General features: G+C 72.2%; 23 protein-coding genes, 2 tRNA genes and 4 pseudogenes. 14 read left to right on the top strand and 15 right to left on the bottom strand.

Annotation, left to right across the window (positions count from 1 at the left end; all coding sequences use genetic code 11):
- Positions 1–226 precede the first annotated feature (226 nt).
- Both pdxS and pdxT read left to right on the top strand, forming a co-directional pair.
- Positions 227–1,147, top strand: a pseudogene (gene pdxS / locus WKH84_RS14080) (pyridoxal 5'-phosphate synthase lyase subunit PdxS).
- The gene (pdxT, locus tag WKH84_RS14075; protein ID WP_341854109.1) at positions 1,144–1,764 is read left to right on the top strand and encodes a pyridoxal 5'-phosphate synthase glutaminase subunit PdxT; all 621 of its coding nucleotides are present in this window, start codon (positions 1,144–1,146) and stop codon (positions 1,762–1,764) included. Before pdxS ends, pdxT begins: the two are co-directional and overlap by 4 nt.
- 25 nt (positions 1,765–1,789) lie before the next feature.
- On the opposite strand, the gene WKH84_RS14070 is transcribed toward pdxT, so the two are convergent.
- Both WKH84_RS14070 and WKH84_RS14065 read right to left on the bottom strand, forming a co-directional pair.
- Positions 1,790–2,191 carry a PIN domain-containing protein gene (locus tag WKH84_RS14070; protein WP_341854108.1) on the bottom strand — a complete coding sequence of 134 codons (402 nt, stop codon included), beginning with the start codon at positions 2,189–2,191 and terminating at the stop codon, positions 1,790–1,792.
- 411 nt (positions 2,192–2,602) lie between these two features.
- On the bottom strand, positions 2,603–3,007 hold the full coding sequence (locus WKH84_RS14065; protein ID WP_341854107.1) for a flavodoxin domain-containing protein: 405 nt from the start codon (positions 3,005–3,007) through the stop codon (positions 2,603–2,605).
- Between the two features lie 274 nt (positions 3,008–3,281).
- Here WKH84_RS14065 and WKH84_RS14060 point away from each other — a divergent pair, with 274 nt between their 5' ends.
- Positions 3,282–3,830 carry a hypothetical protein gene (locus tag WKH84_RS14060; protein ID WP_341854106.1) on the top strand — a complete coding sequence of 183 codons (549 nt, stop codon included), beginning with the start codon at positions 3,282–3,284 and terminating at the stop codon, positions 3,828–3,830.
- Positions 3,831–3,914: 84 nt separating this feature from the next.
- Here WKH84_RS14060 and WKH84_RS14055 read toward each other — a convergent pair.
- The 3 genes and pseudogenes from WKH84_RS14055 to WKH84_RS14045 form a co-directional block, all read right to left on the bottom strand.
- Positions 3,915–4,555, bottom strand: a pseudogene (locus tag WKH84_RS14055) (response regulator transcription factor).
- 73 nt (positions 4,556–4,628) lie between these two features.
- The gene (locus WKH84_RS14050) at positions 4,629–5,042 is read right to left on the bottom strand and encodes a hypothetical protein (RefSeq protein ID WP_341854105.1); all 414 of its coding nucleotides are present in this window, start codon (positions 5,040–5,042) and stop codon (positions 4,629–4,631) included.
- Positions 5,039–5,818, bottom strand: a complete 780-nt coding sequence (locus WKH84_RS14045) for a histidine kinase (RefSeq protein ID WP_341854104.1) — start codon at positions 5,816–5,818, stop codon at positions 5,039–5,041. The genes WKH84_RS14050 and WKH84_RS14045 overlap by 4 nt, the downstream gene beginning before the upstream one ends.
- Before the next feature lie 395 nt (positions 5,819–6,213).
- On the opposite strand from WKH84_RS14045, the gene WKH84_RS14040 reads away from it, so the two are divergent.
- From WKH84_RS14040 to WKH84_RS14030, 3 genes are read left to right on the top strand one after another with little or no spacing between them, the layout of a single operon-like run.
- Positions 6,214–6,819, top strand: coding sequence for a hypothetical protein (locus WKH84_RS14040; RefSeq protein WP_341854103.1), 606 nt, complete (start codon positions 6,214–6,216; stop codon positions 6,817–6,819).
- Complete coding sequence (locus tag WKH84_RS14035) at positions 6,816–7,238, top strand: ABC transporter permease (RefSeq protein WP_341854102.1); 423 nt, start codon at positions 6,816–6,818, stop codon at positions 7,236–7,238. The genes WKH84_RS14040 and WKH84_RS14035 overlap by 4 nt, the downstream gene beginning before the upstream one ends.
- A 5-nt stretch (positions 7,239–7,243) precedes the next feature.
- Positions 7,244–7,996: an ABC transporter ATP-binding protein gene (locus WKH84_RS14030; RefSeq protein ID WP_341854101.1), complete on the top strand. Its 753-nt coding sequence runs from the start codon at positions 7,244–7,246 to the stop codon at positions 7,994–7,996.
- A gap of 320 nt (positions 7,997–8,316) precedes the next feature.
- Here the strand turns inward: WKH84_RS14030 and WKH84_RS14025 are convergent, their stop codons facing one another.
- Complete coding sequence (locus WKH84_RS14025) at positions 8,317–8,946, bottom strand: superoxide dismutase (RefSeq protein ID WP_341854100.1); 630 nt, start codon at positions 8,944–8,946, stop codon at positions 8,317–8,319.
- 211 nt (positions 8,947–9,157) lie between these two features.
- A pseudogene (gene soxR, locus WKH84_RS14020) lies at positions 9,158–9,662 on the bottom strand (redox-sensitive transcriptional activator SoxR).
- Between the two features lie 105 nt (positions 9,663–9,767).
- Between soxR and fdxA the strand changes: the two are divergent.
- From fdxA to WKH84_RS14000, 4 genes are all read left to right on the top strand, one after another.
- Positions 9,768–10,097 carry a ferredoxin gene (gene fdxA, locus WKH84_RS14015; RefSeq protein ID WP_341854099.1) on the top strand — a complete coding sequence of 110 codons (330 nt, stop codon included), beginning with the start codon at positions 9,768–9,770 and terminating at the stop codon, positions 10,095–10,097.
- Between the two features lie 298 nt (positions 10,098–10,395).
- Entirely contained in the window at positions 10,396–10,677 is a 282-nt protein-coding gene (locus WKH84_RS14010; RefSeq protein ID WP_341854098.1) for a hypothetical protein, read from the top strand.
- A 553-nt stretch (positions 10,678–11,230) separates the two neighbouring features.
- Entirely contained in the window at positions 11,231–13,183 is a 1,953-nt protein-coding gene (locus WKH84_RS14005; protein WP_341854097.1) for a DUF222 domain-containing protein, read from the top strand.
- Between the two features lie 40 nt (positions 13,184–13,223).
- Positions 13,224–13,625, top strand: a complete 402-nt coding sequence (locus WKH84_RS14000) for a MerR family transcriptional regulator (protein WP_341854096.1) — start codon at positions 13,224–13,226, stop codon at positions 13,623–13,625.
- Between the two features lie 116 nt (positions 13,626–13,741).
- On the opposite strand, the gene WKH84_RS13995 is transcribed toward WKH84_RS14000, so the two are convergent.
- The 3 genes and pseudogenes from WKH84_RS13995 to aceA form a co-directional block, all read right to left on the bottom strand.
- Positions 13,742–14,080, bottom strand: coding sequence for a hypothetical protein (locus WKH84_RS13995; RefSeq protein WP_341854095.1), 339 nt, complete (start codon positions 14,078–14,080; stop codon positions 13,742–13,744).
- Between the two features lie 114 nt (positions 14,081–14,194).
- Positions 14,195–15,882 (bottom strand): annotated as a pseudogene (gene aceB, locus WKH84_RS13990) (malate synthase A).
- Positions 15,883–16,036: 154 nt separating this feature from the next.
- A complete protein-coding gene (aceA, locus tag WKH84_RS13985) occupies positions 16,037–17,317 on the bottom strand; it encodes an isocitrate lyase (RefSeq protein WP_341854094.1) in 1,281 nt (426 codons plus the stop codon).
- A 223-nt stretch (positions 17,318–17,540) separates the two neighbouring features.
- Between aceA and WKH84_RS13980 the strand changes: the two genes are divergently transcribed.
- Positions 17,541–18,638: a helix-turn-helix transcriptional regulator gene (locus tag WKH84_RS13980; RefSeq protein ID WP_341854093.1), complete on the top strand. Its 1,098-nt coding sequence runs from the start codon at positions 17,541–17,543 to the stop codon at positions 18,636–18,638.
- The gene (locus WKH84_RS13975; RefSeq protein ID WP_341854092.1) at positions 18,599–19,144 is read left to right on the top strand and encodes a hypothetical protein; all 546 of its coding nucleotides are present in this window, start codon (positions 18,599–18,601) and stop codon (positions 19,142–19,144) included. Before WKH84_RS13980 ends, WKH84_RS13975 begins: the two co-directional genes overlap by 40 nt.
- Positions 19,145–19,411: 267 nt before the next feature.
- Here the strand turns inward: WKH84_RS13975 and WKH84_RS13970 are convergent, their stop codons facing one another.
- The gene (locus WKH84_RS13970) at positions 19,412–20,104 is read right to left on the bottom strand and encodes an SDR family NAD(P)-dependent oxidoreductase (RefSeq protein WP_341854091.1); all 693 of its coding nucleotides are present in this window, start codon (positions 20,102–20,104) and stop codon (positions 19,412–19,414) included.
- Positions 20,105–20,931: 827 nt separating this feature from the next.
- On the opposite strand from WKH84_RS13970, the gene WKH84_RS13965 reads away from it, so the two are divergent.
- Positions 20,932–21,486, top strand: a complete 555-nt coding sequence (locus tag WKH84_RS13965) for a winged helix-turn-helix transcriptional regulator (RefSeq protein ID WP_341854090.1) — start codon at positions 20,932–20,934, stop codon at positions 21,484–21,486.
- On the opposite strand, the gene WKH84_RS13960 is transcribed toward WKH84_RS13965, so the two are convergent.
- On the bottom strand, positions 21,386–22,618 hold the full coding sequence (locus tag WKH84_RS13960; RefSeq protein WP_341854089.1) for an MFS transporter: 1,233 nt from the start codon (positions 22,616–22,618) through the stop codon (positions 21,386–21,388). The two genes, WKH84_RS13965 and WKH84_RS13960, sit on opposite strands and share 101 nt — an antisense overlap.
- Before the next feature lie 165 nt (positions 22,619–22,783).
- Between WKH84_RS13960 and WKH84_RS13955 the strand changes: the two genes are divergently transcribed.
- Positions 22,784–23,920 (top strand): sugar phosphate nucleotidyltransferase, encoded by a 1,137-nt coding sequence (locus tag WKH84_RS13955; RefSeq protein ID WP_341854088.1) that lies wholly within the window; start codon positions 22,784–22,786, stop codon positions 23,918–23,920.
- Between the two features lie 84 nt (positions 23,921–24,004).
- On the opposite strand, the gene WKH84_RS13950 is transcribed toward WKH84_RS13955, so the two are convergent.
- From WKH84_RS13950 to WKH84_RS13940, 3 genes are all read right to left on the bottom strand, one after another.
- Positions 24,005–24,079: transfer RNA gene (locus tag WKH84_RS13950), tRNA-Ala, on the bottom strand.
- Complete coding sequence (locus tag WKH84_RS13945; RefSeq protein WP_341854087.1) at positions 24,050–24,292, bottom strand: DLW-39 family protein; 243 nt, start codon at positions 24,290–24,292, stop codon at positions 24,050–24,052. The genes WKH84_RS13950 and WKH84_RS13945 overlap by 30 nt, the downstream gene beginning before the upstream one ends.
- A gap of 21 nt (positions 24,293–24,313) precedes the next feature.
- Positions 24,314–24,387 (bottom strand) — tRNA-Ile (locus WKH84_RS13940).
- Between the last annotated feature and the right edge of the window lie 248 nt (positions 24,388–24,635).

Raw genomic sequence — 24,635 nt, 5'->3', positions numbered from 1 at the left:
GGTCGCGAATGGTGGCGCTCAGCCCGCATCCATCCCCGAATTCGTGCCTCGCTGCGCGCTTAGCGCCACTTCTCGCGATGGCCGCCCAGATCCGCGCCGCCCTGTGGACCCCCGAGGACGCTCTCGCGACCCCGTGCTACGTTTTGGCCTAGATCAAAGTGGTGCAGGGAGGGTCGCGGCGTCAGGAGCCGTCGGCCCGCGCCGCGCGAGCTGCGAAGGAGCTCCCATGAGCGCCCCTGCCCCCACTCCGTCCACCAGCGCCGCCCCCTCCACCGGCACCGGCACCGTCAAGCGCGGCCTCGCCGAGATGCTCAAGGGAGGCGTGATCATGGATGTCGTCACCCCCGAGCAGGCGAGGATCGCCGAGGACGCCGGCGCGGTCGCCGTCATGGCGCTCGAGCGAGTGCCTGCCGACATCCGCGCCCAGGGCGGCGTCTCGCGCATGTCCGACCCCGACATGATCGACGGGATCATCGAGGCGGTCTCCATCCCGGTGATGGCCAAGGCCCGGATCGGCCACTTCGTCGAAGCGCAGGTCTTTGCAGCGGCTGGGCGTGGACTTCATCGATGAGTCCGAGGTGCTCTCCCCCGCCGACTACGTCCACCACATCGACAAGCACCGCTTCACCGTGCCCTTCGTGTGCGGGGCGACGAACCTCGGCGAGGCGCGCGTCGCATCACCGAGGGCGCGGCGATGATCCGCTCCAAGGGCGAGGCCGGCACCGGCGACGTCTCCGAGGCGACGAAGCACATCCGCACCATCAACGCCGAGATCCGGGCCCTGTCCGCCCGCTCGGAGGACGAGCTCTACCTCGCCGCGAAGGAGCTCCAGGCTCCGTACGCGCTGGTCAAGGAGGTCGCGGAGGCCGGTGCGCTACCCGTGCCGATGTTCACCGCGGGCGGGGTCGCGACCCCGGCGGACGCCGCGATGATGATGCGGCTCGGGGCCGACGGGGTGTTCGTCGGCTCCGGGATCTTCAAGTCCGGCGAGCCGGCGAAGCGCGCGGCCGCCGTCGTGCGCGCGACGGTCTCCTACGACGACGCCGCCGTGATCGCGGAGGTCTCGCGGGGCCTCGGCGAGGCGATGGTGGGCATCAACGTCGCCGACCTCCCCGCCCCGCACCGCCTCGCCGAGCGCGGGTGGTGAGCGGGGGCGCGACCTCCGGCCCGCGCATCGGGGTGCTCGCCCTGCAGGGCGACGTGCGCGAGCACGCGCGCATGCTCGAGCGACTCGGTGCGCACGTCACCGCGGTGCGGCGACCCGCCGAGCTCGCAGTGGTCGACGGCCTGGTGATCCCTGGCGGGGAGTCGACGGTCATCGATCGCCTCGCCCGGATCACCGGGGCGCGCGAGCCGCCGCGGGACGCGATCGCGGACGGCCTGCCGGTGCTCGGCACCTGCGCGGGGCTGATCCTGCTGGCCGAGCGGGCGCGGGACGGCGGCCCCGGTCAGGAGACCTTCGGCGGGCTGGACGTGACCGTGCGCCGCAACGCCTTCGGCCGGCAGACGGAGTCCTTCGAGACGGATCTCGTGGTCCCCGCGCTCGAGGGGCCGCGGGCCGACGGGGCGCCGGTGCGGGCCGCGTTCATCCGCGCCCCGCTGATCGAGGAGATCGGGCCGGCCGCGGAGCCGCTCGCCGCGCCGCCGGACGGGCGGGCGGTCGCGGCGCGGCAGGGCCGGGTCATGGGGCTCGCGTTCCACCCCGAGTCCACCGGCGAGACACGCTTCCATGGGCTGTTCCTGCGGGTCGTGCGGGAAGGATGAGCAAGACGGAACGGTCGATTCGGCCTCATCCGACGCGATCGACAGGGTCCAGGACCTCCAGCCCGAGATGCGCCGCGACGTCTTTCATCGTCCTCTCGTGGGTGGCGACGACGACCGGCTCGCCCAGGAGCGGCCGCAGTGGCGAGGTGCGCGCATCGAGGGTCTTCACGTGGCGCTCGATGGACTCGGCCACGGCATGCGTGTCGCGCCCGATCTCGAGCAGTCCCACCCGATCCAGGAGTGGCGTCCCGTCGACGAGGGAGCGTCCCTCACGGCGGAGGACGCGCACCACCTCGGTGCGGAGCAGGCGGGAGGAGACGAGAGTCCCGGCCCGGTCCATCCAGGGCTGGACGTGCGTGCGCTCCGGAACATCGAGGATCGCGCGGAGAGCAACAGAGGAGTCGAGATAGACGAGGTCACTGCTCATGACTCAGTGATCGCCGCGCATCTCGGCGAGGAACGCATCCGCCTCACTCGTGGTGTAGACGGGCACGTCGACCCGCGACGGCCACGGGGACGGCGTCGACCGCGCAGGGGTGAATCTCCCCTGCCGCTCGAGCCTCGCCAGCACGCCTTCGGGTTCTCGGGCGCGCTGACTCGCCACCGCGGCACGCCCCGCTCCGTCACGACCGCATCCTCCGTGTCGGTGACACGAGCGAGCACCGCGGCGGTCTGCTGGTTGAGCTCGCGCTTGCTGATCGTCGCCATGACCGCATGGTATTACCGGCGTAGGACATCGTCACTGCAGGTCAGCCCTGCAGCAGCGGCGCTATCTCCCTCCCCCACGCCGCGACGGCGGGCAGGTCGCGGAAGTCCCCGGTGGGGGTGCGCATGGACTTCAGCGAGACGCGCTCGTGCGCGGGATGCGGTCCATGAGCACCCAGCCGGGGAAGTTCGCGGTCGCGACGGGGGTGTGATCGAGGGTCGCGAGGAAGGCGTCGGTCGCCTTCTGCTTCCCGCCCTTGGCGGGGTCGGAGGCGGAGCCGGAGCAGGAGAAGAAGGCGAAGGGCCTGGTCGAGAGGGCGTCGGCGTACTGCTTCGCCCAGGCCGCGGCGCTCTTCTCGATGGACTCGACGCGCACGCCCGAGCCGAGCACCACGGCGTCGTAGCCGGCCGGGTCCGGCGCGTCCTCGATGTCGACGAGCTCGCAGTCGAGACCTGCCCCGCGCAGGGCGTCGGCGAGGGTCTCGGCGAGGGTGCGGGTGGCTCCGGAGTGGGTCGCATAGGCGACGAGCGCTGTCATACGAGGCATCGTGCCAGCCCCACGGCCGCGACATGCGGGACCGAGGTCCGCCGCCTGCGCCCGCTCGTGCCGTCCATCGGGCATCAGGTGTCGATCACCCTCGGCACCGGCCGACGCGATGGCTGCGGAGAGTTCCGCTCCCGCAGGTCATCCCTAGATCACGATTCGGTCGTCATGACCTGCCGGTCACTGGAACGCGCTCGCGCGGGAGCGGAGAATCCCATCATACGGCCCTGGCCGCCGTGGCCTTCGCCGTCGCCTGGAGGAGGCGACCGTGAAGAAGAGAATCCTGTCCGTCCTCGCCTCGGGCGCGCTGATGGTGGGACTGGGCGCCGTCGCCCCGGCCACCGCGTCGGCCGCGCCGTACTGCGGGATCCGCTGGGGATCGCTCCCCGAGTCGATCACCGCCACCACCTCGGCCCAGGTCGAGAACCTCCGCTCCGGCCGCCACGACTGCTTCGACCGGCTCGTCGTGGACCTGGACGGCACCGTGACCGGGTACTCCGTCTCCTACGTGAGCCGTGTGGAGCGGCTCGGCTCAGGGCAGGTCGTCCCGCTCTCGGGCGCGGCGGACCTGCAGGTCCTCATCGAGGCCGCGGCCTACGACGACCGCGGCGAGGCGACCTACTCGCCGCGCACCCCGTCGCGCGCGGTGGACGTGACCGGCTATCGCACCTTCCGCCAGGTCGCCTTCACCGGCGCCTTCGAGGGACAGACCCTGATCGGGCTCGGCGTCCGCGCCCGGCTCCCGATGCGGGCCTTCGTGCTCGACGGCCCGGGCGACGGGTCCCGCCTGGTCATCGACGTCGCCCATCGGTGGTGAGCGCCGGGTCCTCGCCCGCGCCGTCGGCCTCCTGCGCGCCGGCGTCCCCGTCCTCGGGGGCGCCGGCGCCGTGCGTCCGCCCTCTCAGCGGATCAGCCGGCGCTCCCGCGCCACCCGCGCCGCCGCGGTGCGGCTCTCGACGCCGAGCTTCTCGTAGAGGTGGACGAGGTGGGTCTTCACCGTCGACTCGGAGATGAACAGGCGCTTGGCCGCCTCGCGGTTCGTCGCACCGGTCGCGAGCACCTCGAGGATCTCGGTCTCGCGCGGCGACAGGGCGGTGCGGGGCTCGGCCATGCGCCGCACCAGCAGCTCTGCTGCACCTCGGGGAGAGCACCGAGCGTCCGGCGACGGCCTCGCGCACGGCGTCCAGCGGCGCCTCGGTGGGCGCGTCCTTGAGCACATAGCCGGTCGCGCCGGCCTCGAGCGCACCGACCACGTCGGCCTCGGCGTCGAAGGTGGTCACGGCCAGGACCTGCACGCCCGGGTCTTGCGCGCGAAGTCTCCGCGTGGTCTCGATCCCGCCGATCCCGTCGCCGAGGTTCAGGTCCATCAGCACCAGGTCGGGGGCGCCCTCGCCGGTGGTCACCAGCCGGTCCAGCGCCTGCGGCGCCTCGTCGCCCGAGCCGACGTCGGCGACGACCTCGACCTCCGCATCGGCCTCGAGCAGGGCGCGCGCCGGCGCGGACGACGGGGTGGTCGTCGACCATCATCAGTCGGATGCTCACGATCGGACCTCCTGGTCGCGCAGCCGAAGGGTCAAGCCGACGGCGGTGCCCTCCCCCGGGGTCGAGTCGATCGTCACGGTACCCCCGGCCCGGTCCATCCGGGCGCGCGACGAGACGCAGACCCGTCGCCGCCCTCGGCACGATCGAGGGCAGGGGCGTCGACGGCCGGCCCGGCGGCGGGGGCGATGCGCGCGCCACCACTGGTGCGCGCGGCGTCGCCGGCGGCGGCGCCGTCGGCCGCCCGACCCACGGCCGACGGGTCGAAGCCGCGCCCGTCGTCGACCACGTCGAGGCTCACCCGGTCCGGCCACCAGGCCAGCGTGAGCACGCAGCGCCGCGCCTGGGCATGCCGCTGCACGTTCGCGACCAGGGACTGCGCGGCCCGGTGCGGCGTCTCGACCTGCTCGGGCGCGAGCTCCATCGGGGTCCCGTCGATCCGCGGCTCCCAGCGGGTGGGCCCGCCGAGCGCCTCGACACGGGCGATCACCTCGCGCGCGCCTGCTCGAGGGTGGTGCGCGGGGCGCGGTCCGCGAGATCGCGGACCAGGCCGCGTGCGTCGGCGAGGTTCTCGCGGGCGGTGCGCTCGATGCGGGAGAACTCCTCGGCGGCCGACGGGTGAGCGGCGCCCGCGGCGCGGGAGAGCATCACGATCGAGTTCAGGCCCTGGGCGAGGGAGTCGTGGATGTCGCTGGCCAGGCGCCGCCGCTCCTCGGCCACGCCCTTCCGCCGCTCGGAGTCGGCGAGCTCGGCCTGGGCGGCGCGGAGATGCGCGACCAGCACCCGGCTGCGATCCGTCTCGCGCGAGAGGCGCCGGTAGACGGCGTGCGCGACCAGGGAGAACACGGCGCCGATCAGCGGTCCGAGGATCTCGCCGACGCCCAGCAGGGCCTCGTCCCGCCCGAGCACCGGGGAGACGATCGCCCACAGGGTCACCAGCGCGAGCGCGAGGGGCCCGCCGACGGGTCCCAGCGCGAACAGGACCAGGAAGAACAGCGTGAACGCGATCCACACGAACGACGGGGAGACGAAGGTGGTCGCCATCCAGGCGGCGGTCAGCGCGAGCACCCACGGCGCCGACGGGAGCAACAGGTCGGTGGTGTCCGCGCGTCCGGCCTCGCCGCGGCGCAGGGCCCGCTGCGAGCCGAGCAGGTAGATCACGGCGAGCACGGCGGCGCACAGGATCGCGAGCGGCGCGGGGACCCCGTCGGCCGTGACCGCGCGGACCGCGCCCACCACCGGCGACACCAGGAACGCGACGTGCATCGCGCCGCGCGCGTCGCGGCGAGCGCGGTGGAGGTGTCGCCCGTCGGCGTGGGATCGTCCGCCGGCCGGTGCGAGGCCCCCGGTGCGGGCTCGACCGCAGGCGCGGGCCGGGCCGACGACACGGGCGTGCCGGTCGGCGCCCGGTCCTCCCCGATCCGGGGACGGTCCGACTCCTGCTCCGGGACTGGCTCTGCGTTCACCCTCGACACTCTAGGGGCAGGCCCGCCGCGCACCCCCGCTCACGGCATCGTCCGAAAGGACGACTCCGCGCTCGTCCTTCGGGTCAGCGGGGACCATCCCGCACAGGCGATGTCGCCGGGCGGGATCCGCGATGGCATGGAGCCATGTTCGTCGCGCTGAAAGACATCGTCCACGCCAAGGGTCGATTCACCCTCATGATCGGGGTGATCGCCCTGCTCACGCTGCTGCTGGTGCCGCTGACCGGCCTCACCCGCGGTCTCGCCCACCAGAACATCTCCGCCATCGAGGACCTGCCGGCCGACGCGGTCGTGCTCACCCCCACCCTCGGCGACGAGATCTCCTGGTCCGACTCGCAGGTCTCGACCGAGCAGGCCGCGACCTGGAAGGCGGCCGACGGGATCACCGCCGAGCCGCTGTCCGTCGGCCAGATGCGCATCGAGGCCGGCGAGGCGGTGACCTCGCTGGCCCTGTTCGGCATCGCCCCCGACGGCGAGGCCGCGCAGGCGCGCCCTCGGCGCCCGCCCCGGGCGAGGCGCTGCTGCCCGAGGACGTCGCCGCGGACCTCGGCGTCACACCCGGGGACACCGTGCAGGTCAACGGCCAGGACCTCACCGTCGTCGGCACCGCCCCGACCTCCTGGTACTCCCACTCCCCCGTCGGCTACGTCGACGTCACCACCTTCAAGGACCTCGCCCATCAGGCTGAGGACACCGCGGGCTCCGCCCTGCTGGTCCACGGCGCCGGACCGGACGACGCCGTCGTCGAGCAGGCCGCCTGGGACTCCGGCACCCGCGCAGTGAGCGTCTCCGACTCACTCGCCGCCCTGCCCTCCTACTCCTCGGAGAACGGCTCGCTGACCCTCATCCAGGGCTTCCTCTACGGCATCTCCGCGCTGGTCACGATCGCCTTCCTGTCCGTCTGGACGATCCAGCGCACCCGCGACATCGCCGTCGCGCGCGCCCTCGGCGCGACCGCCCGCTACGTCCTGCGCGACACCGTCGGCCAGGCCGCGATCCTGCTCGCCGTCGGCGCGGCGGTCGGCGGGGTCGTCGGCGGGGCCGGCGGTGCGGCGCTCGCGACCGTCGCCCCGTTCGAGTCCTCGGCGGTGACCGTGCTGCTGCCCGTCGCCGGGGTGCTCGTGATCGGGCCGCTCGGCTCCGTCCTCGCCACCCGGCGCGTCACCCGTGTCGATCCGCTGCTCGCCCTCGGAGGGAACTGAACCCCATGACCACCACCGCCACCATCACCGCCCCCGACACCACGACGACCGCCCCCGCGCTCTCCGCGCGGGACGTCACCGTCCCCTACCCCGACGGCAGGAACCCCGACGGCAGCGAGCGCCTGAACACCGTCCTGCACCAGGCGAGCCTCGACGTGGCCCGCGGCGAGTTCGCGGTGATCCTCGGCCCCTCTGGCTCGGGCAAGTCCACCCTGCTCAGCGTCGCCGCGGGGCTCGTCGTCCCGGGCTCCGGCAGGGTCCTGATCGAGGGCACGGACCTCACCGCGCTGGACGAGAAGCGCCGCACCGCGATGCGCCGGGATCGGATCAGCGTGGTCTTCCAGCGACCGAACCTGCTGCCCGCCCTCACCGTGCGCGACCAGCCGCTGGTCACGAAGCATCTCGCCGGAGTGCGCGGCCGGCGACTGCGCGCCGAGCGGTCCCGGGCCGAGGCGATGCTCGAGCGCGTCGGGATGGGCCAGTACGCGGACCGTCGACCGCACGAGCTCTCCGGCGGTCAGCGCCAGCGGGTCAACATCGCCCGCGCTCTGTTCACCGATCCGGCGGTCTTGCTGGTGGACGAGCCGACCAGCGCCCTGGACCACGAGCGCTCCCGCGAGGTCGTGGACCTGCTGGTGGGGATCACCCGCGAGCTGAAGGTCGCGACAGTGATGGTCACCCACGACCGCGAGTTCGCCGAGGACGCGGACCGTGTGATCACCCTGCGCGACGGCCGGGTGGAGGACCCGGCCGCCTGAGCCGCGGCGCCGCGCGGGTCCCGCCGCCCCCGGACATGCCGACGCCGACGCACGACGGGTCCGGGCCGCCGTGCGTCGGCGAGGTGCCGGTGACCCTACTCCAGGGCGTCCCCGGCGTCAGGAGGGTCCTCGGACGGGTTGCAGGAGGCCTGGTCCGGACGGGGTGTCGGCGGCCTGCCGGATCGGCGCGAGCGAGTTCGCGCGACGCAGGACGCGGCTGTGCGGGGACCCCCGGCATGACGACGGCCCGCGCCCCCTGCGTCAGGGGACACGGGCCGTCAGCACTCAGGGCATGAGGCCCCGGGATGAAGCCTGCGGAATCAGGCCTGGGGCACGACGAGACCGGACGCGGAGGAGCGCGCGGCCTCGAAGCGGGCCTGCACGTCGGCCCAGTTCACGATGTTCCAGATCGCCTTGACGTAGTCCGCCTTCACGTTCTGGTAGTCCAGGTAGAAGGCGTGCTCCCACATGTCCAGCTGGAACAGCGGGATCGTCGCCACCGGCACACCGTTCTGCTGATCGTAGAACTGCTCGATCACCAGGTTCCCGCCGATCGGCTCGTAGGCGAGCACCGCCCAGCCCGAGCCCTGGATGCCCAGCGCCGCGCCCGTGAAGTGCGCACGGAAGGAGTCGAACGAGCCGAAGTACTCATCGATCGCCTGCGCGAGCTCGCCGGTCGGCTTGTCGCCGCCCTCCGGGGAGAGGTTCTTCCAGAAGATCGAGTGGTTCGTGTGACCGCCGAGGTTGAAGGCGAGATCCTTCGAGAACTGGTTGATCGACCCGAAGTCCCCGGCCTCGCGCGCCGCGGCGAGCTTCTCCAGCGCCGTGTTCGCGCCCTTGACGTAGGTCGCGTGGTGCTTGGAGTGGTGCGACTCCATGATCTTCCCCGAGATCGAGGGATCCAGCGCGCCGTAGTCGTAGTCGAGATCGGGAAGCGTGTACTCAGCCATGATCAGTCCTTCCTTTCGTCGAACCCCGCCGGTCCGCCCGGCGAGCAACAGCTCGACCATAGAACCTCAAGTCCGCTTGAGGGCAAACCGGGGCGTCATACGTCGCCATCAGCGGACGGCTGTGGACTGGCGCGCGACGTCCCGGCGGCTGACGCCCCGCGCTCGGCGGCCGTCTCGCGCGACTGCGCGGCGTCGGCCGCACGCCCCGCACTCACGTCCGCTCGTCGGCGCCGTCGTCTCCTTCGTCGTCCTCGATGACGTCCTCGAGCCGGCGGGGCCCGGCGCCGGTCGCAGCGAGCGCGTCGTCGGGGTTCAGCGGCCGCGCAGGCCTTCAGCGAGAGGCGACCCGCGGCCGATGCACCCGGTCAGCTCGTGCTCGAGCCGCTCGATCGCGCGTCGACGCTCCTCGAGGGTGCGGCGCCAGCGGCGGAGGCCCGCCGCCAGTCGGCGTGGGAGGGTGTGCGGTCCATGGGGACGTCGCCGAAGGCGGCGCCGACGTCGGCCAGCGGGATCCCGAGGCGCTTGGCGACCGAGACCAGGGAGACGCGGCGCAACATGTGCCGGGCGTAGCGTCGCTGGTTCCCGGCGGTGCGCACGGAGGCGATGAGCCCCAGGTCCTCGTAGTAGCGCAGGGCGCTCGCGGCGACGCCGGTGCGTCGGCCCATCTCACCGATGGTCATGAGTCGCTCGGGCTCGTGGGGCGCATTCACGAGCATCCCCTCCCTCCGCCTTGACCTCAAGTGCACTTGAGATCCTACGGTGCTCGTAGCATCGCGGGAAGGACCCGCACCGCCCCACCGCTCCTGGGAGGACCGCCTCCGATGACCTACGTGATCGCCCTGCCCTGCGTCGACGTGAAGGACCGCGCCTGCGTCGACGAGTGTCCCGTCGACTGCATCTATGAAGGCGACCGGATGCTCTACATCCAACCGGACGAGTGCGTGGACTGCGGCGCCTGCGAACCGGTCTGCCCGGTCGAGGCGATCTTCTACGAGGACGACACCCCGGACGAGTGGGCGGAGTACTACAACGCCAACGTCGAGTTCTTCGACGAGCTCGGAGCGCCCGGCGGCGCGGCGAAGATGGGCGTCATCGAGAAGGACCACCCGCTGGTCGCGGCGGCGCCTCCGCAGGAGAACCCGCTGAAGTGAGGTCAGGGGGTGCCCGGCGCGGTGCCGCGGAAGCGGTGCGGCTGGTCTGCTTCGACCCGTCGCAATGCGTTCATCCCGTGTCCCCTCGCCGTCGGCCCTTCCCGCGTCCGGTATGCCGCGGCGCACCAGTTCGTCACCGCGGAGCGCACTGCTCTCCCCAGGTGCCGCGAGCACGGCCCGCCAGCGCGAGCACCGCCGGACGCACCTCCGGGGGCCGAGCACCCGCGCAGTGCCCAGCAGGAGCGCGAGCAGGTGCGACACCCGGGCCACGTCGCACACTCCCCTCTACGATGCAAGCATGGACGATGCCCGTGCGCCCCGACGCGGGCGGCGCTCCCCCGGGGACCTCTCCCTCGCCCTCGGCCTGATCGCGCCGCTCTGCGCCCTGATCCCGATCATCGGCGACGTGCTCGCCGTGCCGCCGGGCCTCGCCGCCGTCGTCCTGGGATATGTCGGGGTCAGCCGCCACGACCGCGGTCTGGAGCACCGCGCGCCGCCCGCCTGTGCCGGCGCGGGATTCGGCGCGATCGCACTGTTCCTCGTGGCGGTCTCGCTCATCGCCACGCACGACACCGCCTGAGGCCGACGGGACGGCCCCGACCGCCCGGCCTCCCCGCGAGTCGCCGGGGCGGGTGGGGTGCGCTCGCGCGGACCGGTACCGGTTCGGCATGCTCGCGCAGCGCTCACCATCACCTCGTACGTCTGTGCGATTGGGCGACCACGGAGACTCGACAGCTTCTCGGGCGACACCATCGTCGATGCACGAAAAGCAACTTCCGGGCGCGTGTTCCGGATTCTCTCCGAGCCGACGGCGGCGACCGTTCCTGCTTCGTGAGCAGTGCGACCTCCCCGAAACCCGTTTCTCTCTGCCTCTCGCGGGACGACTCCCCCGCGGCTGTGGCATTCGGCATCGGCCCAGGGCGAACAAGACGATGTGTCCGAAGCATCGCACGTCGGAGCGGCTCGCCGGCCGCACTCTCCTGACGCGCATCCCGCCGCCGCCGCCGCATCCGGACAGGACCACCCTCCCCACTGTTCCTCCACACGCCCCGCTTTTCCACATTCTGTGCACAGCTGTGGAGGGTTTCTACCGGACTCTTCCCTCTATCAAACTGCCATGCGATACTGGTCACATGACAGAGGATCCGCAGCGACGCGACGACACCGGGGAGGCCGACGACGGCTACCGTCCGGTGAACGACGTCCCGCCTGCGGATGACGCCGCTGAGGGCGCGCCGGTGCCGGTGGACGTACCCGTGCGTGTGGAGGAGAGAGCGGTCCTCGTCGGAGAGGTCGATGTCGCGGCGGCCCGGTCAGCCCTCATGACGCTCGGCGTGCAGGGCTCCCCGTCGCTCGACCGTCTGTCCGTGGCCGAGACCAAGACACTCCTGTCGAGCATCGTCGGGATCGAAGTCGCTCTGGATGCGGTGCGAGCTCGTGCGCTGGTGCGCCTCGAGGCCGCGGTGAAGGAGGACTGCCTGCAGGGCGAGGAGAGCCCGCGACAGGCGATGCAGGTCGCCCGCTCCGAGGCCTCGCGGATGCTCAAGGAGTCGCGGTCCGTGGCCGGTCGGAGCCTGGCGACCTGCCGTCGGCTGGTCCAGAGCATGCCGGGCATGCTCACCGCCCTGGCCGAGGGCACGCTGAACCCCCGCTCGGTGCACACCGTCGGCTCGGCCATGGGGCCGGTGCCGCCGCATGTGCGGGAACTGGTCGACACGATGCTCACCGCACAGCTCCCCGACCTGCAGGACTGCGGCACCCGGGAGATCTCCGACCACGTCGCGCGTTTGCTCCATGCGCTGGATCCGGAGGGGGCGGCGGAGCGCCATCGTCGGGCGATGAAGGATCGGCACGTCACGATCACGCGCGAGGACCACGGCATGGCCTCGGTGCGGGCGCTGATCCCGGCGATCGACGCCGCCCGGATCCGGAAGGGGCTGTCCGTCGCGGCGGAGGGCGCCCGCGCCGCCGGCGACCGGCGCGGCCACCAGCAGATCATGGCGGACATGTTCGCCGACGCCCTGGTCGGCCGGGGCGACGGCATCGATCCAACCACCCTGGACATCGGGATCATCATCACCGACCGGTCCCTGCTCGCCCCGGCGCACGCCGACGCGGCGACGATCGAGGGATTCGGGCCGGTCCCCTACGACCACGTCCGTGAGGCGATGCTGCGGGCCCTGGACTCCGGGGGCGAGGACACCGACCTCGCGCTGACGATCCGGAACCTCTACGCCGACCTCGACACCGGCCAGCTCGTCGGTGTCGAGGCGAGGTCCAGAGCCTTCCCCGCCTCCCTGAGGCGCTTCCTCACGCTCGCCCACCAGACCTGCCGTGCACCGTTCTGCAATGCCCCGATCCGCCAGTTGGACCACATCGTGCCCTGGTCGCAGGGCGGTGCGACCAGCCTCGACAACGGGAACGGCACCTGCGGCGGGGACAACCAGAAGGAGGAGTCCGGGGAGAGCGTCCGCGTCATCCACGACGAGGACGGGACGCGGCGCACGGTCGAGTGGACCACCCGCTACGGCCAGAAGGCACGGCGGGGCGGCATCAACTTCGACCCGGTCGGCACCTACCGACGGCGCCGCCGTCGTCAGCTGGCGGAGTCCGGCATCGCAGGCCTGCCGGTGCCTCACACCGCAGGCTCGCCCATCTCTGCCCGTCCTGCTCTCCCCGCGACCACCGGCGTCGATGGCGTCCCACTGCCCGGTCGCCGAGACTCCTCCCGTCGTCGAGGGCTCCCTCGAGACGGCGACCCCGCCCGTCGCATCGGCCCACGGCACCGGAGCGACCGGAGAGGAACCAGCGTTGGACGAGGGCTCGTCGGCGAAGGGATGGTCGACGATCTACCGCGCCTTCGACCGCCTGCCGTTGCGGATCACGGACCTGCCGATCATCCGGCCCCTCCCTGCCAGCGACGGCGTCCTCGTCCTGCTGGACGACATGGCCAGGGGCAGTGCCCCGAGACCGTCGCAGCCACCTGGACCGACGGACGCCCCCGAGCCCCCAGCGCACTGATCCGGAGACCGCACAGATCGGAGCAGGGCGTCACATCGATGTCATTTATCGCGACACGCCCCTGACCTGCACGATCTGACGGCGACTCGGGCATACCGTGGCGCCATGACCGCTGTTGACACCCGTGTGAACCCTGCTGTGAGCACCGGTGCTCCCGCACGCTTCGGCATCGGCGAGCTGTCCGCGCGCACCGGCGTGAGCGCCCGCTCACTGCGCTACTACGAGGAGCAGGACCTGCTTACCCCGGCCCGCACCGCCGCCGGCCACCGACGCTTCGACGCCGAGGCGGTGGACCGCGTGCTACTCGTGCGGCGGCTCTTCGCCGCCGGCCTCACGAGCACCGAGATCGCACCGCTGCCGCCGCCGCTGGGGAGGTCCGACGGCGCGGCCGACGGGATCAACTCGCTGCGCGTCCACCGACGCGAGCTCGAGGGACGGATCGCCCGCCTCCGCGACACGGCAGAGATCCTCGACGAGGTGCTCGAGGAGTTCCTCGGCGCCCGCTGAGCGCGCCCGGACCGGAACGCAGATGTGCCCCGACTCGCGGGGCCAGGCCCGGACCCCGGTGTGGAGGGACGGTCAGCGCGACTCTGCCGAGCACCGTTCCGCATCTCCCGCCGCCGTCACCCCCGTCGGGCGAGGCCGTGCTCCCGGCTGAACCCGCTGGCGGTCACGAGGTCCAGCAGCAGGTGCTCGCGCCCGCCGAGCCGGACCGTCGTGCCCGGGTGCGTGTCCGGGTCGCCGAGCGACCGCTTGAAGGAGCGCAGGTGCGGGGCGCCGGCGCGGGCGGCGCGCTCCGCCTCGAAGCCGTGGACGAGCCGCCCGTCGACCTCGGCGATCACGGAGGGGAAGTGGGCGTGCTCGTCCCCGTCGGGGTCGGTGAACGAGAGGACGGGATAGTTGCCGCGGTCCACGCCCGCCGCGATGGTGCGGGTGGTGCCCATGTCGATGCCGATGCGCATGGCCTGAACATAGCCGGGTCGGCGCACGGGTGTCCGATCTGTCCGGAACGCTCGACCGAGCGCCCTCCGGACCTCACCCGTGCGCCGACCCGGCGCACCGTCACCTGCCCAACATCACCCCAGGTGGCGCTCGTACGCGCCGTTCGTGAGGAAGGCCGGGAACTCGTCGCCGAGGACCGCCTCCTTGAGCGACTCGGCCGCCTCGGGGATGCGGTCGCCCTGCTCGGTGTCGAGCTCGAGCACGGCCCGGTCGATGAAGTACTCGACCCGCTCCCGCGTCACCGGCATGCCCTCGTCGGTGAGCATCCCCTGGGTGATCCACTGCCACAGCTGCGAGCGGGAGATCTCCACGGTCGCCGCGTCCTCCATCAGGTGGTCGATCGCGACGGCGCCCGAGCCGCGCGACCACGCGTCCAGGTAGCGGAGGGACACGCGGATGTTCTGCCGGATCCCCTGGGCGGTGATGGCCCCGCCCTCGACCTCGAGGTCGAGCAGGTCCTCGGCGGTCACGTGCACGTCCTCGCGCGACCGGTCCACCTGGTGCGGGCGCTCGCCCAGGACCGCGTCGAACTCGGCCTGCGCGGCCGGCACCAGGTCCGGATGCGCCACCCAGGTGCCGTCGAAGCCGTCGCTCGCCTCGCGCCGCTTGTCCTCGGCCACCATGACCAGCGCCTGCCGCGTCACCTCGGGGTCGTGGCGGTCGGGGATGAAGGCGCTCATCCCGCCGATCGCATGCGCGCCGCGGCGGTGGCAGGTCGCGACCAGCGGCTCGGTGTACGCCCGCATGAACGGCACCGTCATCGTCAGCTGCGAGCGGTCCGGGAGCACGCGGCGTCGGCCCCGGTCGCGGAACATCTTGATGATCGAGAAGAGATAGTCCCAGCGTCCCGCGTTCAGCCCCGCACAGTGATCGCGCGGCTCGTAGAGGATCTCCTCCATCTCGAAGGCCGCGGGCAGGGTCTCGATGAGCACGGTCGCGCGGATCGTGCCGTGCTCGATCCCGAGCCGGCGCTCGGCGATCGTGAACACCTCGTCCCACAGCCGCGCCTCGAGATGGGACTCGAGCTTGGGCAGGTAGAGGTAGGGGCCGGAGCCGCGCTCGATCAGCTCGCGCGCGTTGTGGAAGAGGTACAGCCCCGCGTCGACCAGCGAGGCGGAGGCCCGCATCGAGCGGCCGTCGGCCCGCACCCAGCGCAGATGCTTTGCTCGGGCAGGTGCCAGCCGCGGGGCCGGAACACGATCGTCGCCGTCTCCTCGGCCAGGCGGTACTCCTTGCCGTTCTCGCCGGTGAAGTCGATCTGCCGACGGATCGCGTCGTGCAGGTTCAGCTGACCGTCGATGACCGCGTCCCAGGTGGGGCTCAGCGCGTCCTCGTGGTCGGCGAGCCACACCCTCGCCCCCGAGTTCAAGGCGTTGATCGTCATCTTCCGGTCGGTGGGGCCGGTGATCTCGACGCGCCGGTCCTCGAGGCCCGGCCCGGGGCCGGCGACGCGCCAGCTGCGGTCCTCGCGGATCGCACGGGTGGCGGGGAGGAAGTCGAACATGGCCCCGCCCGCGATGGACTCCCGGCGCAGGGTGCGGGCGGTGAGCGACTCGGTGCGTCGGCTCGCGAAGCGGTCGTGCAGCAGGGCGAGGAAGTCGAGCGCCTCGGGGGTGAGGATCTCCTCGAAGCGGGGCCCCAGGGGGCCGACGACCTCGAGGCGCCCGCGCGGGGTGCTGCGGTCAGGGGCCGACGGATCGGTCGAGGTGCCGGCGGCGGGGCGCCGCTCGGAGAGGGGGCGGCGGTAGTCGATGAGGGTCATGGCGAGGTCCTTCCGGGACACGTGGCTGGTCAGGAGGGTCGAAGGGGTCCGGCGCGGGGTGGCGGGCCGAGGGGACGGGTCAGGTGGACGCTGGTTCTTCGCCCGGGGGCGGCGGGGTCTCCGCTCGCGGCCCCGGGGACGGGGCCGACGGCGCTCAGTGGAACTGGGCCGTCTCGGTGGAGCCCGCGAGCGCGAGCGTGGAAGAGGTGGGATTCAGGGCGGTGGCGACCCGGTCGAAGTAGCCGGTCCCCACCTCGGCCTGGTGACGGTGGGCGGTGAATCCGTGCTCGGCGGAGGCGAACTCCGCCTCCTGCGACTCGACGAAGGCGCTCATCTGCCGGTCGCGGTAGCCGCTGGCCAGCTCGAACATGGCGTGGTTCAGGGAGTGGAAGCCGGCCAGAGTGATGAACTGGAAGGCGTAGCCCATCGCGGCGAGCTCGCGCTGGAAGCGGGCGATCTGCGCATCGTCCAGGTGACGCTTCCAGTTGAAGCTCGGCGAGCAGTTGTAGGCCAGCTTCTGGTCCGGGAACCGCGCGTGGATCGCCTCGGCGAAGCGGCGGGCGAGCTCGAGGTCCGGGGTGGAGGACTCGACCCACAGCAGATCCGCGTACTCCGCATAGGCCAGACCTCGTGCGATGACGGGCTCGATCCCGGGGGTGACCTCGTAGAAGCCCTCCGCGGTGCGCTCCCCGGTGAGGAACGGCCGGTCACGCTCGTCGACGTCGCTGGTCAACAGGGTCGCGGCGAGCGCGTCGGTGCGCGCGATGATCACCGTCGGGGTGCCGGAGACGTCCGCGGCAAGACGGGCGGCGTTCAGGGTGCGCACGTGCTGGGAGGTCGGGATGAGCACCTTCCCGCCCAGGTGGCCGCACTTCTTCTCGCTCGCCAGCTGGTCCTCCCAGTGCACGCCCGCGGCGCCCGCCTCGATCATCGAGCGCATCAGCTCGTAGGCGTTCAGGGCGCCTCCGAAGCCGGCCTCGGCGTCGGCGACGATCGGCGCCTGCCAGTCGCGGCTGGTGGTGCCGGTCTCGGCGAACTCGATCTGTCCGGCGCGCAGCGGCGCGTTGTTGATCCGGCGCACCACGGAGGGGACGGAGTTGGCGGGGTAGAGCGACTGGTCGGGATAGGTCTGGCCGGAGAGGTTGGCGTCGGCCGCGACCTGCCAGCCGGAGAGGTAGATCGCCTTCAGCCCGGCGCGGACCTGCTGGACGGCCTGGTTGCCGGTGAGCGCGCCGAGGGCGGAGATCCAGGAGCCGGGGTCCTCGTCGTTCTCGCGGATCAACTCCCAGAGGCGCTCGGCGCCGCGGCGTGCGAGGGTGTGCTCCTCGCGGACGGGGCCGGTGAGGGAGAGGACGTCCTCGGCGCTGTGGTCGCGGCGGACCCCCGCCCAGCGCGGGTCGATCTCCCAGTCGCGGGCGAGCTCCTCGGCGGTCATGGTCGGGTCCCCGGGGCGGGTGGCGCGCGCGGGGCGGAGGGGGTCGGGGTGGTCATCATCGGCTCCTCGGGCTCGTCCGGCGGCCGGTGGGGTCGCCGTCCTCGACGAACTTCGTCGAGTGGTCACACTCTTGCCGCTCCGCAACCCCCTCAGAAGGTCCGATAGCGAAGAACTTCCGCGATATTTCTGTTCTTCAGAAGTAATCTGTGTCACTGTGGCCCGCATGACCGCTCAGCCCCGCACCTCCGGCCGACGTCCCGACGACGCCGCACGACGGCCCGCCGCCAGCGCCGGCTCCAGCACCGGCGCCCCCGGCGCACCTGCTCCCGGAGCGCTCGCGCCCGATCCCGACGACGAGGTCGACCCGCCGCTCATCGGCCGACGGATCCGTGCCGCGCGCACCGCACGCGGCCTCTCCCTCGCCGAGCTCGCCACGGCCCTGGACCGCGCACCCTCGCAGCTGTCCGTGATCGAGAACGGCAAGCGCGAGTCGCGCCTCGGGGAGCTGCGCCGGATCGCGCGCGTGCTCGAGGTGGGGGTCGAGGACCTGCTGGACCCCGAGCCCCCGTCGCGCCGGGCGGCGCTCGAGATCGCGCTCGAGAAGGCGCAGGCCGGAGCCCTCTACCAGGGGCTCGGCCTACCGGACCTGCCCGTGCGCAAGACCCTCTCCGACGCGGCGATCGAGACGATCCTGACCCTGCACGAGGAGCCGCGGCGCCTGCACGAGCGGCGGGCCGCGACCCCGGAGGAGGCACGGCGCGTCAACGGACAGCCGCGCCAGGAGCAGTCCGAGGCCGGCAACTACTACCCCGCCCTCGAGGAGACGGCGCGGGAGCCGCTGGCCCGGATCGGGCACAGCGGCGGCCCGCTCTCGCACCGCAAGGTCTCGCTGCTGGCCGAGGAGCTCGGCTTCTCCCTCCACTCGGTGCCGGACCTCCCCCACTCGGCCCGCTCGATCACCGATGCGTCCTCGATGCGGATCTACCTGCCGCTCGGGCGCGATGCCGCCGACCCCCGCACCACGGTGCCGCAGGCCCTGGCCGCGCACGTGCTGGGGATGGGCGAGCCGGCCGACTACGGGGAGTCGCTGCGCCAGCGGGTGGAGGTGAACTATCTGGCCGCGGCGATGCTGGTGCCGGAGGCGGGGGCGAGCGAGCTCCTGCGCGGGCGAAGGCGCGCCGGGAGCTGTCGGTCGAGGATCTGCGCGACGAGTTCGCCGTCACCTACGAGCTGGCCGCGCACCGCTTCACGAACCTCGCCACCCATCACCTCGACATCCCGGTGCACTTCCTCAAGGTGCACTCCTCGGGCGCGATCGTGAAGGCCTACCAGAACGACCACGTCCGCTTCCCCACCGATGCGCTCGGCGCGGTGGAGGGGCGACTGGTGTGCCGCTGGTGGAGCGCGAGGCGGGTGTTCCGCTCCGAGGACCGGATGCGGCAGTACAGCCAGTACACCGACAAGCCCGGCGGCACCTACTGGTGCACCTCCCGCATCGAGTCCGGCTCCGGCGGGGAGTTCTCCATCTCGGTGGGCACCGACTTCGCGCACACGAAGTGGTTCCGGGGCCGAGAGACGAGCGTGCGCCACTCCTCGAGCGCCCCGACCCGGACTGTCGCCGGCGCCCCGCGCCCGAGCTGGTCGAGCGCTGGCACGGCTCGGTGTGGCCGGTCGCGCGACTGCACGCCTCGCTGCTCGCCGCGATGCCGACGGGCACCTTCACCGGAGTGGACCGGGTGGCGATGCTCGAGTTCCTCGAGCGGCACGCACCCTCGGAGCCGCAGGGGCCGGCGCAGCCCGCAGGCGCAGTCGGCCGACGGGAGCTGAGCAGACGGGGACTGGGCGCAGGGACCGGCTCGGAGACGTCGCCGGACCGGGTCGATCGAACGCGCCGGTCAGGGCGGTCCCGGGATCCCTCGGAGCTCGTCGGGCGCCCAGGCCGGCCAGTCCGGATCCCCGATCCGCACCCCATTCTCGAACCTCGCGCACAGCCGGAACGGCGCCGAGGCCCGGGAGTTGTCACGCACCTCCGCCACGACGCACGACAACCCCGGGACCGCGCGGAGCGCACCGGCCCCGGGGCCGTCGGCCTGCTCACCAGGTCAGCTCGCGGCGGGGTCGGACGTGGATGTCCGTGAGTCGCACGTCCTCGCTCGCGGTGATGGCCATGACCACCGCTCTCGCGACGGAGGAGGGGCGGATCAGCTCGCCCCGGTCGACGTCCCCTCCGAACATCGGGGTGTCCGTGGGGCCGGGGTACACGGTCGAGACCCGCACTCCGTTCCCCTCCTCCTCGGCGCGCAGGCCGTTCGCGAGCGCCCGGAGCGCGTGCTTGCTCGCGGCGTACGGGGCATTGCGGGGACGGGCGGCGGTGCCGGCGCCCGAGTTCACGAGCACCACGGTGCCGCGCGCGTCGCGCAGGGCCGGCAGGGCGTGCCGGACGAGCGCCGCACCGGCGGTGACGTTGAGGGCGAAGACCCGTTCCCAGTCCGCATCGGCCGTGTCCTCGACCCGGGTCGACGGGGAGATCCCGGCGGCGTGGACCAGGGCGTCCACGCGGTCGGGCATGAGCGCGGCGAGGTCGCCCGTGAGCAGGTCCGCGGCGCGCGGGGTGATCAGCGCGGAGGCCTCCTCGAGTCGCCCGAGGGCCTCGCGGTCGCGGCCGACGGCGATCACCCTCCAGCCGAGCTCGGCGAGCCGCAGGGCGACCTCGCGGCCGATCCCGCTGGTCGCGCCGGTGACGAGAGCCGTGCGAGGGGTGGTGCTGTGCTGTTCGGCGGTGGTCATGCGTCCAGTCTCTCGCCGACCGGCGGCGCGGGTCTAGCCGTGCACGACCCCGAGCACGAGCATCACCGCGAGGGCGCCGTAGACGGTGCCGGCCGCGCCGTCGAGCAGGTAGCGCACGCGCGGCCGGCTGAGCACGGCGTCGCGGAAGAGCCCCGCGGCGGCCGCCGATCGCGAGATCGGTGAGCAGGCCGGTCAGCTGCAGCAGCAGGCCCAGCATGAGGATCTGCGCGAAGGGGTTCTCCCCGGAGCCGCCCGTCGTGCCCAGGAACTGGGGCAGGAAGGCGACGAAGAACAGCGCGATCTTGGGGTTGGTGATGTTGACGACGAAGCCGCGGCGGAAGACGTTCGGCACGACCGAGGCCTCCGCGAGCGGGGCGCCGGCCCGGCGCCAGGTCGTGACCGCGAGGAAGGCCAGATAGCCGGCGCCGGCTAGCCGGATCGCGTCCAGCGCGGCCAGCGACTGGGTCAGGGCGACGCCGAGACCCGTCGCCGCGACGAGCACCCAGATCGTCATCGCCGAGGTGACCCCGAAGGCGCCCTGGACGGCGGCGCGCCTGCCCTGGTTGATGCCGGTGGCGACCATGAACGCCATGTCCGGTCCGGGAGTCACGAGGATGACCGTGACGGCCAGCAGGAAAGCGGGCAGGACGGACACGTCGAGCACTTCTCACCACCTTGATCTCACTGCGGGAGGAGCTCCCGGAATCACGCCCTCACCTGGGCCGACAGAGACTCTAGGAGGCGGCGATGCGGCGTCGCAATGATCGAGATGCCGGGCAGAACGGCATCATGAGGAGCAATCTGCTGGGCGGTATTAGGCTGTCTGCGTGCTCGACGATCTCGACTACCGCCTCATCGCCCTCCTCCGCGCGAACAGCCGCACCCCGGTGGCCGTCCTCGCCCGCGAGCTCGGGGTGAACCGCTCCACCGTCACCTCGCGGATCGACCGCCTCGTGGACAACGGCGTGATCGAGGGGTTCACGATCCGGGTCAGCGGCGACATCGAGCACGACTCGGTCCAGGGCGTGATGCTGGTCGCGACCGAGAACAGCCGCGACCCCGAGATCGTGCGGGAGGCGCGCGGCTATCCCGAGCTCGAGCAGTTACACTCCACCACCGGCACCTGGGACCTGGTGCTCGCAGATCCGGGCTCGGAACCTCGCCGAGTTCGACCTCGTGCTGGAGCGGGTCCGGGCGATCCCAGGCGTCCGCACCACGCAGACCAACCTGCTGTTCAGCTCGCTGCGGACGGTGTAGGAAGGGGATCGTGCAGGGCGGCCCTCAGGCCCCCTGCGGCACCTCCGCCGCCTCGACCGTCTCCCGCTCCCGGAAGAGCGCGGCGAAGAACAGCGCGACGCCGACGGCGAGCGCCGCCGGGATGAGCCAGATGGTGCGCCAGTCGTGGGCGCCGTCGGCCGCGAGGAAGGCGTCGACGATGGGGCCGGAGATCAGGGAGCCGATCAGCAGGCCGACGCCGTAGGTCGCGAGCGAGATCAACCCCTGGGCGGCGCGCGCACGTGCTTCGGGGCGAAGCGGTCGGTAAAGATCTGCCCGGCGACGAAGAAGAAGTCGTAGCAGACCCCGTGCGGCGACGAGGCCGATGATCACCAGCCACAGCAGGGAGCCGGCGTCCCCGAACGCGAACAGGGCGTAGCGCGGCGCCCAGGCGAGCATGCCGATCAGCGGCGTCCACTTCACGCCGAGCTTCCTCAGCATCAGCGGCATGACCAGCAGGAACAGCGCCTCGGAGACCTGGCCGAGGGACTGCACGGCCGCCGCGGACTGCACCCCGATCTCGTTGAGGTAGAGGTTGGTGAAGTTGTAGTAGAACGCCAGCGGGATGCAGATCAGGATCGAGGCGAGGAAGAACACCAGGTAGGAGCGGGACTTCAGCGGCGCGAGGGCGTCCAGGCCCAGCACGTCGCGCACGGTGACGCGCTCCCCCGTCGTCTCCGGCGGGGTGTGCGGGAGGGTGAAGGCGTAGACGCCCAGCGGCGCCGAGCCGATCGCGGCCATGACGAAGGTGTTCTCGAGCGCTCCCCCGGCCTCCCAACCGAGCCAGCCGATGAGGAGTCCCGCCACGATCCAGCCGATGGTGCCGAACACGCGGATCGCCGGGAACTGTCGCTCGGGGCTGGTCAGGCGGCGGAAGGAGATCGAGTTCGCAAGCGCGAGCGTCGGCATGAACGAGATCATCGCCAGCGCCGCGAACACGAAGAACGCCCCGAACTCGCCCTGCCGGCCGGCGAGGAAGAGCATCACGGCGCTGAACAGGTGCGGCACGCCGAGGATGCGGCGCGCGGCGAACCAGCGGTCCGCGATCAGTCCCACGATGAAGGGGGCGAGGATCGCGCCGAGGGACTGGGTGAGGAAGGCCAGGGCGATCTGGTCGCCGCTCGCACCGAGATCCGCGGCGAGGTACGTGCCGAGCGTGACGAACCAGGCGCCCCACACGAAGAACTCCAGGAACATCATCGTCGAGAGTCGGAGACGGATGACGGGGTCGAGTGTCATGCATGGAGAATCTAGCCGACCGTCCACCGGAACGGGAGGGGGCGCGGCCACGGACTCCGCACGACCGGATCGCGGACCGGCGGCGTCTCGGCGGGGCGGCCGACGGGCTGGACCCGCCGGTCGGTCCACTCCCCCCTCGCGCGTCACGGCCGTACCCTGGCCCGTATGCGCATCCCCCGCACCCTCGCAATCGTCCTCGCCGGCGGACAGGGCTCCCGGATGGGAGCGCTCACCGACGAGCAGGCCAAGCCCGCCCTCCGCGTGGGCGGCTCCTACCGGCTGATCGACATCGCCCTGTCCAATCTCGCCAACAGCCACCTCAGGGCGGTGTGGGTGGTCGAGCAGTATCTCCCGCACTCGCTGAACGAGCACCTGTCGGCCGGCCGGCCCTGGGACCTCGACCGCACCCACGACGGGTCGCGCACCCTCACCCCCTTCGAGGGCGCCGAGGGCGAAGGCTTCGCCACCGGCAACAGCGACACCCTGTGGAGGCAGAAGGAGCTCATCGCCGAGTTCGCCCCGGAGATCGTGCTGGTGCTCAGCGCCGATCACCTCTACACGATCGATCTGCTGGACGTGCTGGACACGCACGCGGCCGCCGACGCCGAGCTCACCATGGTCACCACCCGCCTCCCGCAGGACGCCTCCCGCCACGGCGTGGTGCGCACCGGGGAGGGCGGCATCGTCGAGGAGTTCTGGTACAAGCCGGAGGACCCGCCCACAGATCTCGTCGCCACCGAGATCTTCTGCTTCGACGCCCCCGCGCCGCTCGAGGCCCTGAGGACTCTGCCGGAGCGGGTCGGCGAGCCGCAGGACTGGGGCGACGACCTCATCCCCCACTTCGTCGAGCGGCACCGGACCGTCGAGCACCGCCTCGAGGGGTACTGGAGAGACATCGGCACCCTCGCCTCGTACTGGGCGGCGCACATGCACCTGCTCGACGGCGACGGCGTGACCCTCGACGATCCCGACTGGCCGATCTTCTCCGCCCAACCTCAGCTGCTGCCCGCCCGCGTCCGGGACGGCGCCGCGGTGAGCACCTCCCTGCTCGCCCAGGGCAGCGACGTGGCCGGCGGCGTGACCCGCGGCGTGATCAGTCCCGGCGCGGTCGTCGAGGCCGGTGCCGAGCTGGTGGAGTGCGTCGTCCTCGACGGTGCGCACGTGGGTGCCGGAGCCCGTCTGCGCGGCTGTCTCGTGCAGGACGATGCGCAGGTCCCGCCCGGGGCCCGTCTCGGCGACGACGACCTCGTCACGCTCGTGGGCGTCGACGGGACGGTCGCGGAGACGACGGCGCGGGAGTGAGGCCGGCCCGAGTCGACGGCGGTGCGGACACGACCGGACACGCAGAAGGCCCCTCCCGGGGGAGGGGCCTTCGTCTGTCCTGCCTGGTGGAGACTAGGGGGTCGAACCCCTGACCTGAAGCTTGCAAAGCTACCGCTCTACCAACTGAGCTAAGTCCCCGTGGCTGGTGCCGATCGTACTTCCTGCGGCACCGGTGCGGATCAGGAGTGCTTGCGCCTGCTTCTGCGCCGCCATGTCCTGCTCGACGGAGACGCGCTCCGCCTCGTTCCACAGATCGTTGCGGATCCGGTCGGACTCGACCTTCCGCCAGGTGAGGATCCCCGCGACAGCCGTGGTGAGCACGACAGCGGTGGTCGTGATGAACTTCTTCATGAGTTCCTCCGATCCTCGAAGTGGGCCTAGCTGGACTTGAACCAGCGACCTCTGTCTTATCAGGACAGCGCTCTAACCGACTGAGCTATAGGCCCGTGCAGGGCGATCTCGGGAGGGCTCCCGGGGATCTCCGCCGACGCACAACGCTACCCCGAGCCTGCCCGCGGAGTCCAACCGGTCCGGTCGGTTGTTCGCGAGGTCACACCCCTCCCGGCGCGGCGCGGCGCACCGGCCGGGCGACCCAGTGACGATCTCCTCCCATCCGCCGGGGTCGCGGCTCCGAACTCCTCACGTGATTCCCCTCCCGGGGCGTCCCGCCCTCGGACCTCTCGAGGACGATCGC

The sequence above is a fragment of the Brachybacterium sp. GPGPB12 genome, from assembly GCF_038396325.1.
Taxonomy (GTDB): Bacteria; Actinomycetota; Actinomycetes; order Actinomycetales; family Dermabacteraceae; genus Brachybacterium; species Brachybacterium conglomeratum.
Note: the sequence above shows the minus strand (reverse complement) of the source record. Positions and strands in the feature narration are given on the sequence as shown.

Coding starts and splice junctions, on each gene's coding strand:
- WKH84_RS13955 (WP_341854088.1), top strand. CDS start 22,784: ATGCGCATCCCCCGCACCCTCGCAATCGTCCTCGCCGGCGGACAGGGC.
- WKH84_RS14065 (WP_341854107.1), bottom strand. CDS start 3,007: ATGACAGCGCTCGTCGCCTATGCGACCCACTCCGGAGCCACCCGCACC.
- WKH84_RS14005 (WP_341854097.1), top strand. CDS start 11,231: ATGACAGAGGATCCGCAGCGACGCGACGACACCGGGGAGGCCGACGAC.
- aceA (WP_341854094.1), bottom strand. CDS start 17,317: ATGACCGCCGAGGAGCTCGCCCGCGACTGGGAGATCGACCCGCGCTGG.
- fdxA (WP_341854099.1), top strand. CDS start 9,768: ATGACCTACGTGATCGCCCTGCCCTGCGTCGACGTGAAGGACCGCGCC.
- WKH84_RS13970 (WP_341854091.1), bottom strand. CDS start 20,104: ATGACCACCGCCGAACAGCACAGCACCACCCCTCGCACGGCTCTCGTC.
- WKH84_RS14045 (WP_341854104.1), bottom strand. CDS start 5,818: ATGCACGTCGCGTTCCTGGTGTCGCCGGTGGTGGGCGCGGTCCGCGCG.
- WKH84_RS14000 (WP_341854096.1), top strand. CDS start 13,224: ATGACCGCTGTTGACACCCGTGTGAACCCTGCTGTGAGCACCGGTGCT.
- WKH84_RS13980 (WP_341854093.1), top strand. CDS start 17,541: ATGACCGCTCAGCCCCGCACCTCCGGCCGACGTCCCGACGACGCCGCA.
- WKH84_RS14010 (WP_341854098.1), top strand. CDS start 10,396: ATGGACGATGCCCGTGCGCCCCGACGCGGGCGGCGCTCCCCCGGGGAC.
- WKH84_RS13945 (WP_341854087.1), bottom strand. CDS start 24,292: ATGAAGAAGTTCATCACGACCACCGCTGTCGTGCTCACCACGGCTGTC.
- WKH84_RS14030 (WP_341854101.1), top strand. CDS start 7,244: ATGACCACCACCGCCACCATCACCGCCCCCGACACCACGACGACCGCC.
- WKH84_RS13995 (WP_341854095.1), bottom strand. CDS start 14,080: ATGCGCATCGGCATCGACATGGGCACCACCCGCACCATCGCGGCGGGC.
- WKH84_RS14070 (WP_341854108.1), bottom strand. CDS start 2,191: ATGAGCAGTGACCTCGTCTATCTCGACTCCTCTGTTGCTCTCCGCGCG.
- WKH84_RS14040 (WP_341854103.1), top strand. CDS start 6,214: ATGATCGGGGTGATCGCCCTGCTCACGCTGCTGCTGGTGCCGCTGACC.
- WKH84_RS13960 (WP_341854089.1), bottom strand. CDS start 22,618: ATGACACTCGACCCCGTCATCCGTCTCCGACTCTCGACGATGATGTTC.
- WKH84_RS14025 (WP_341854100.1), bottom strand. CDS start 8,946: ATGGCTGAGTACACGCTTCCCGATCTCGACTACGACTACGGCGCGCTG.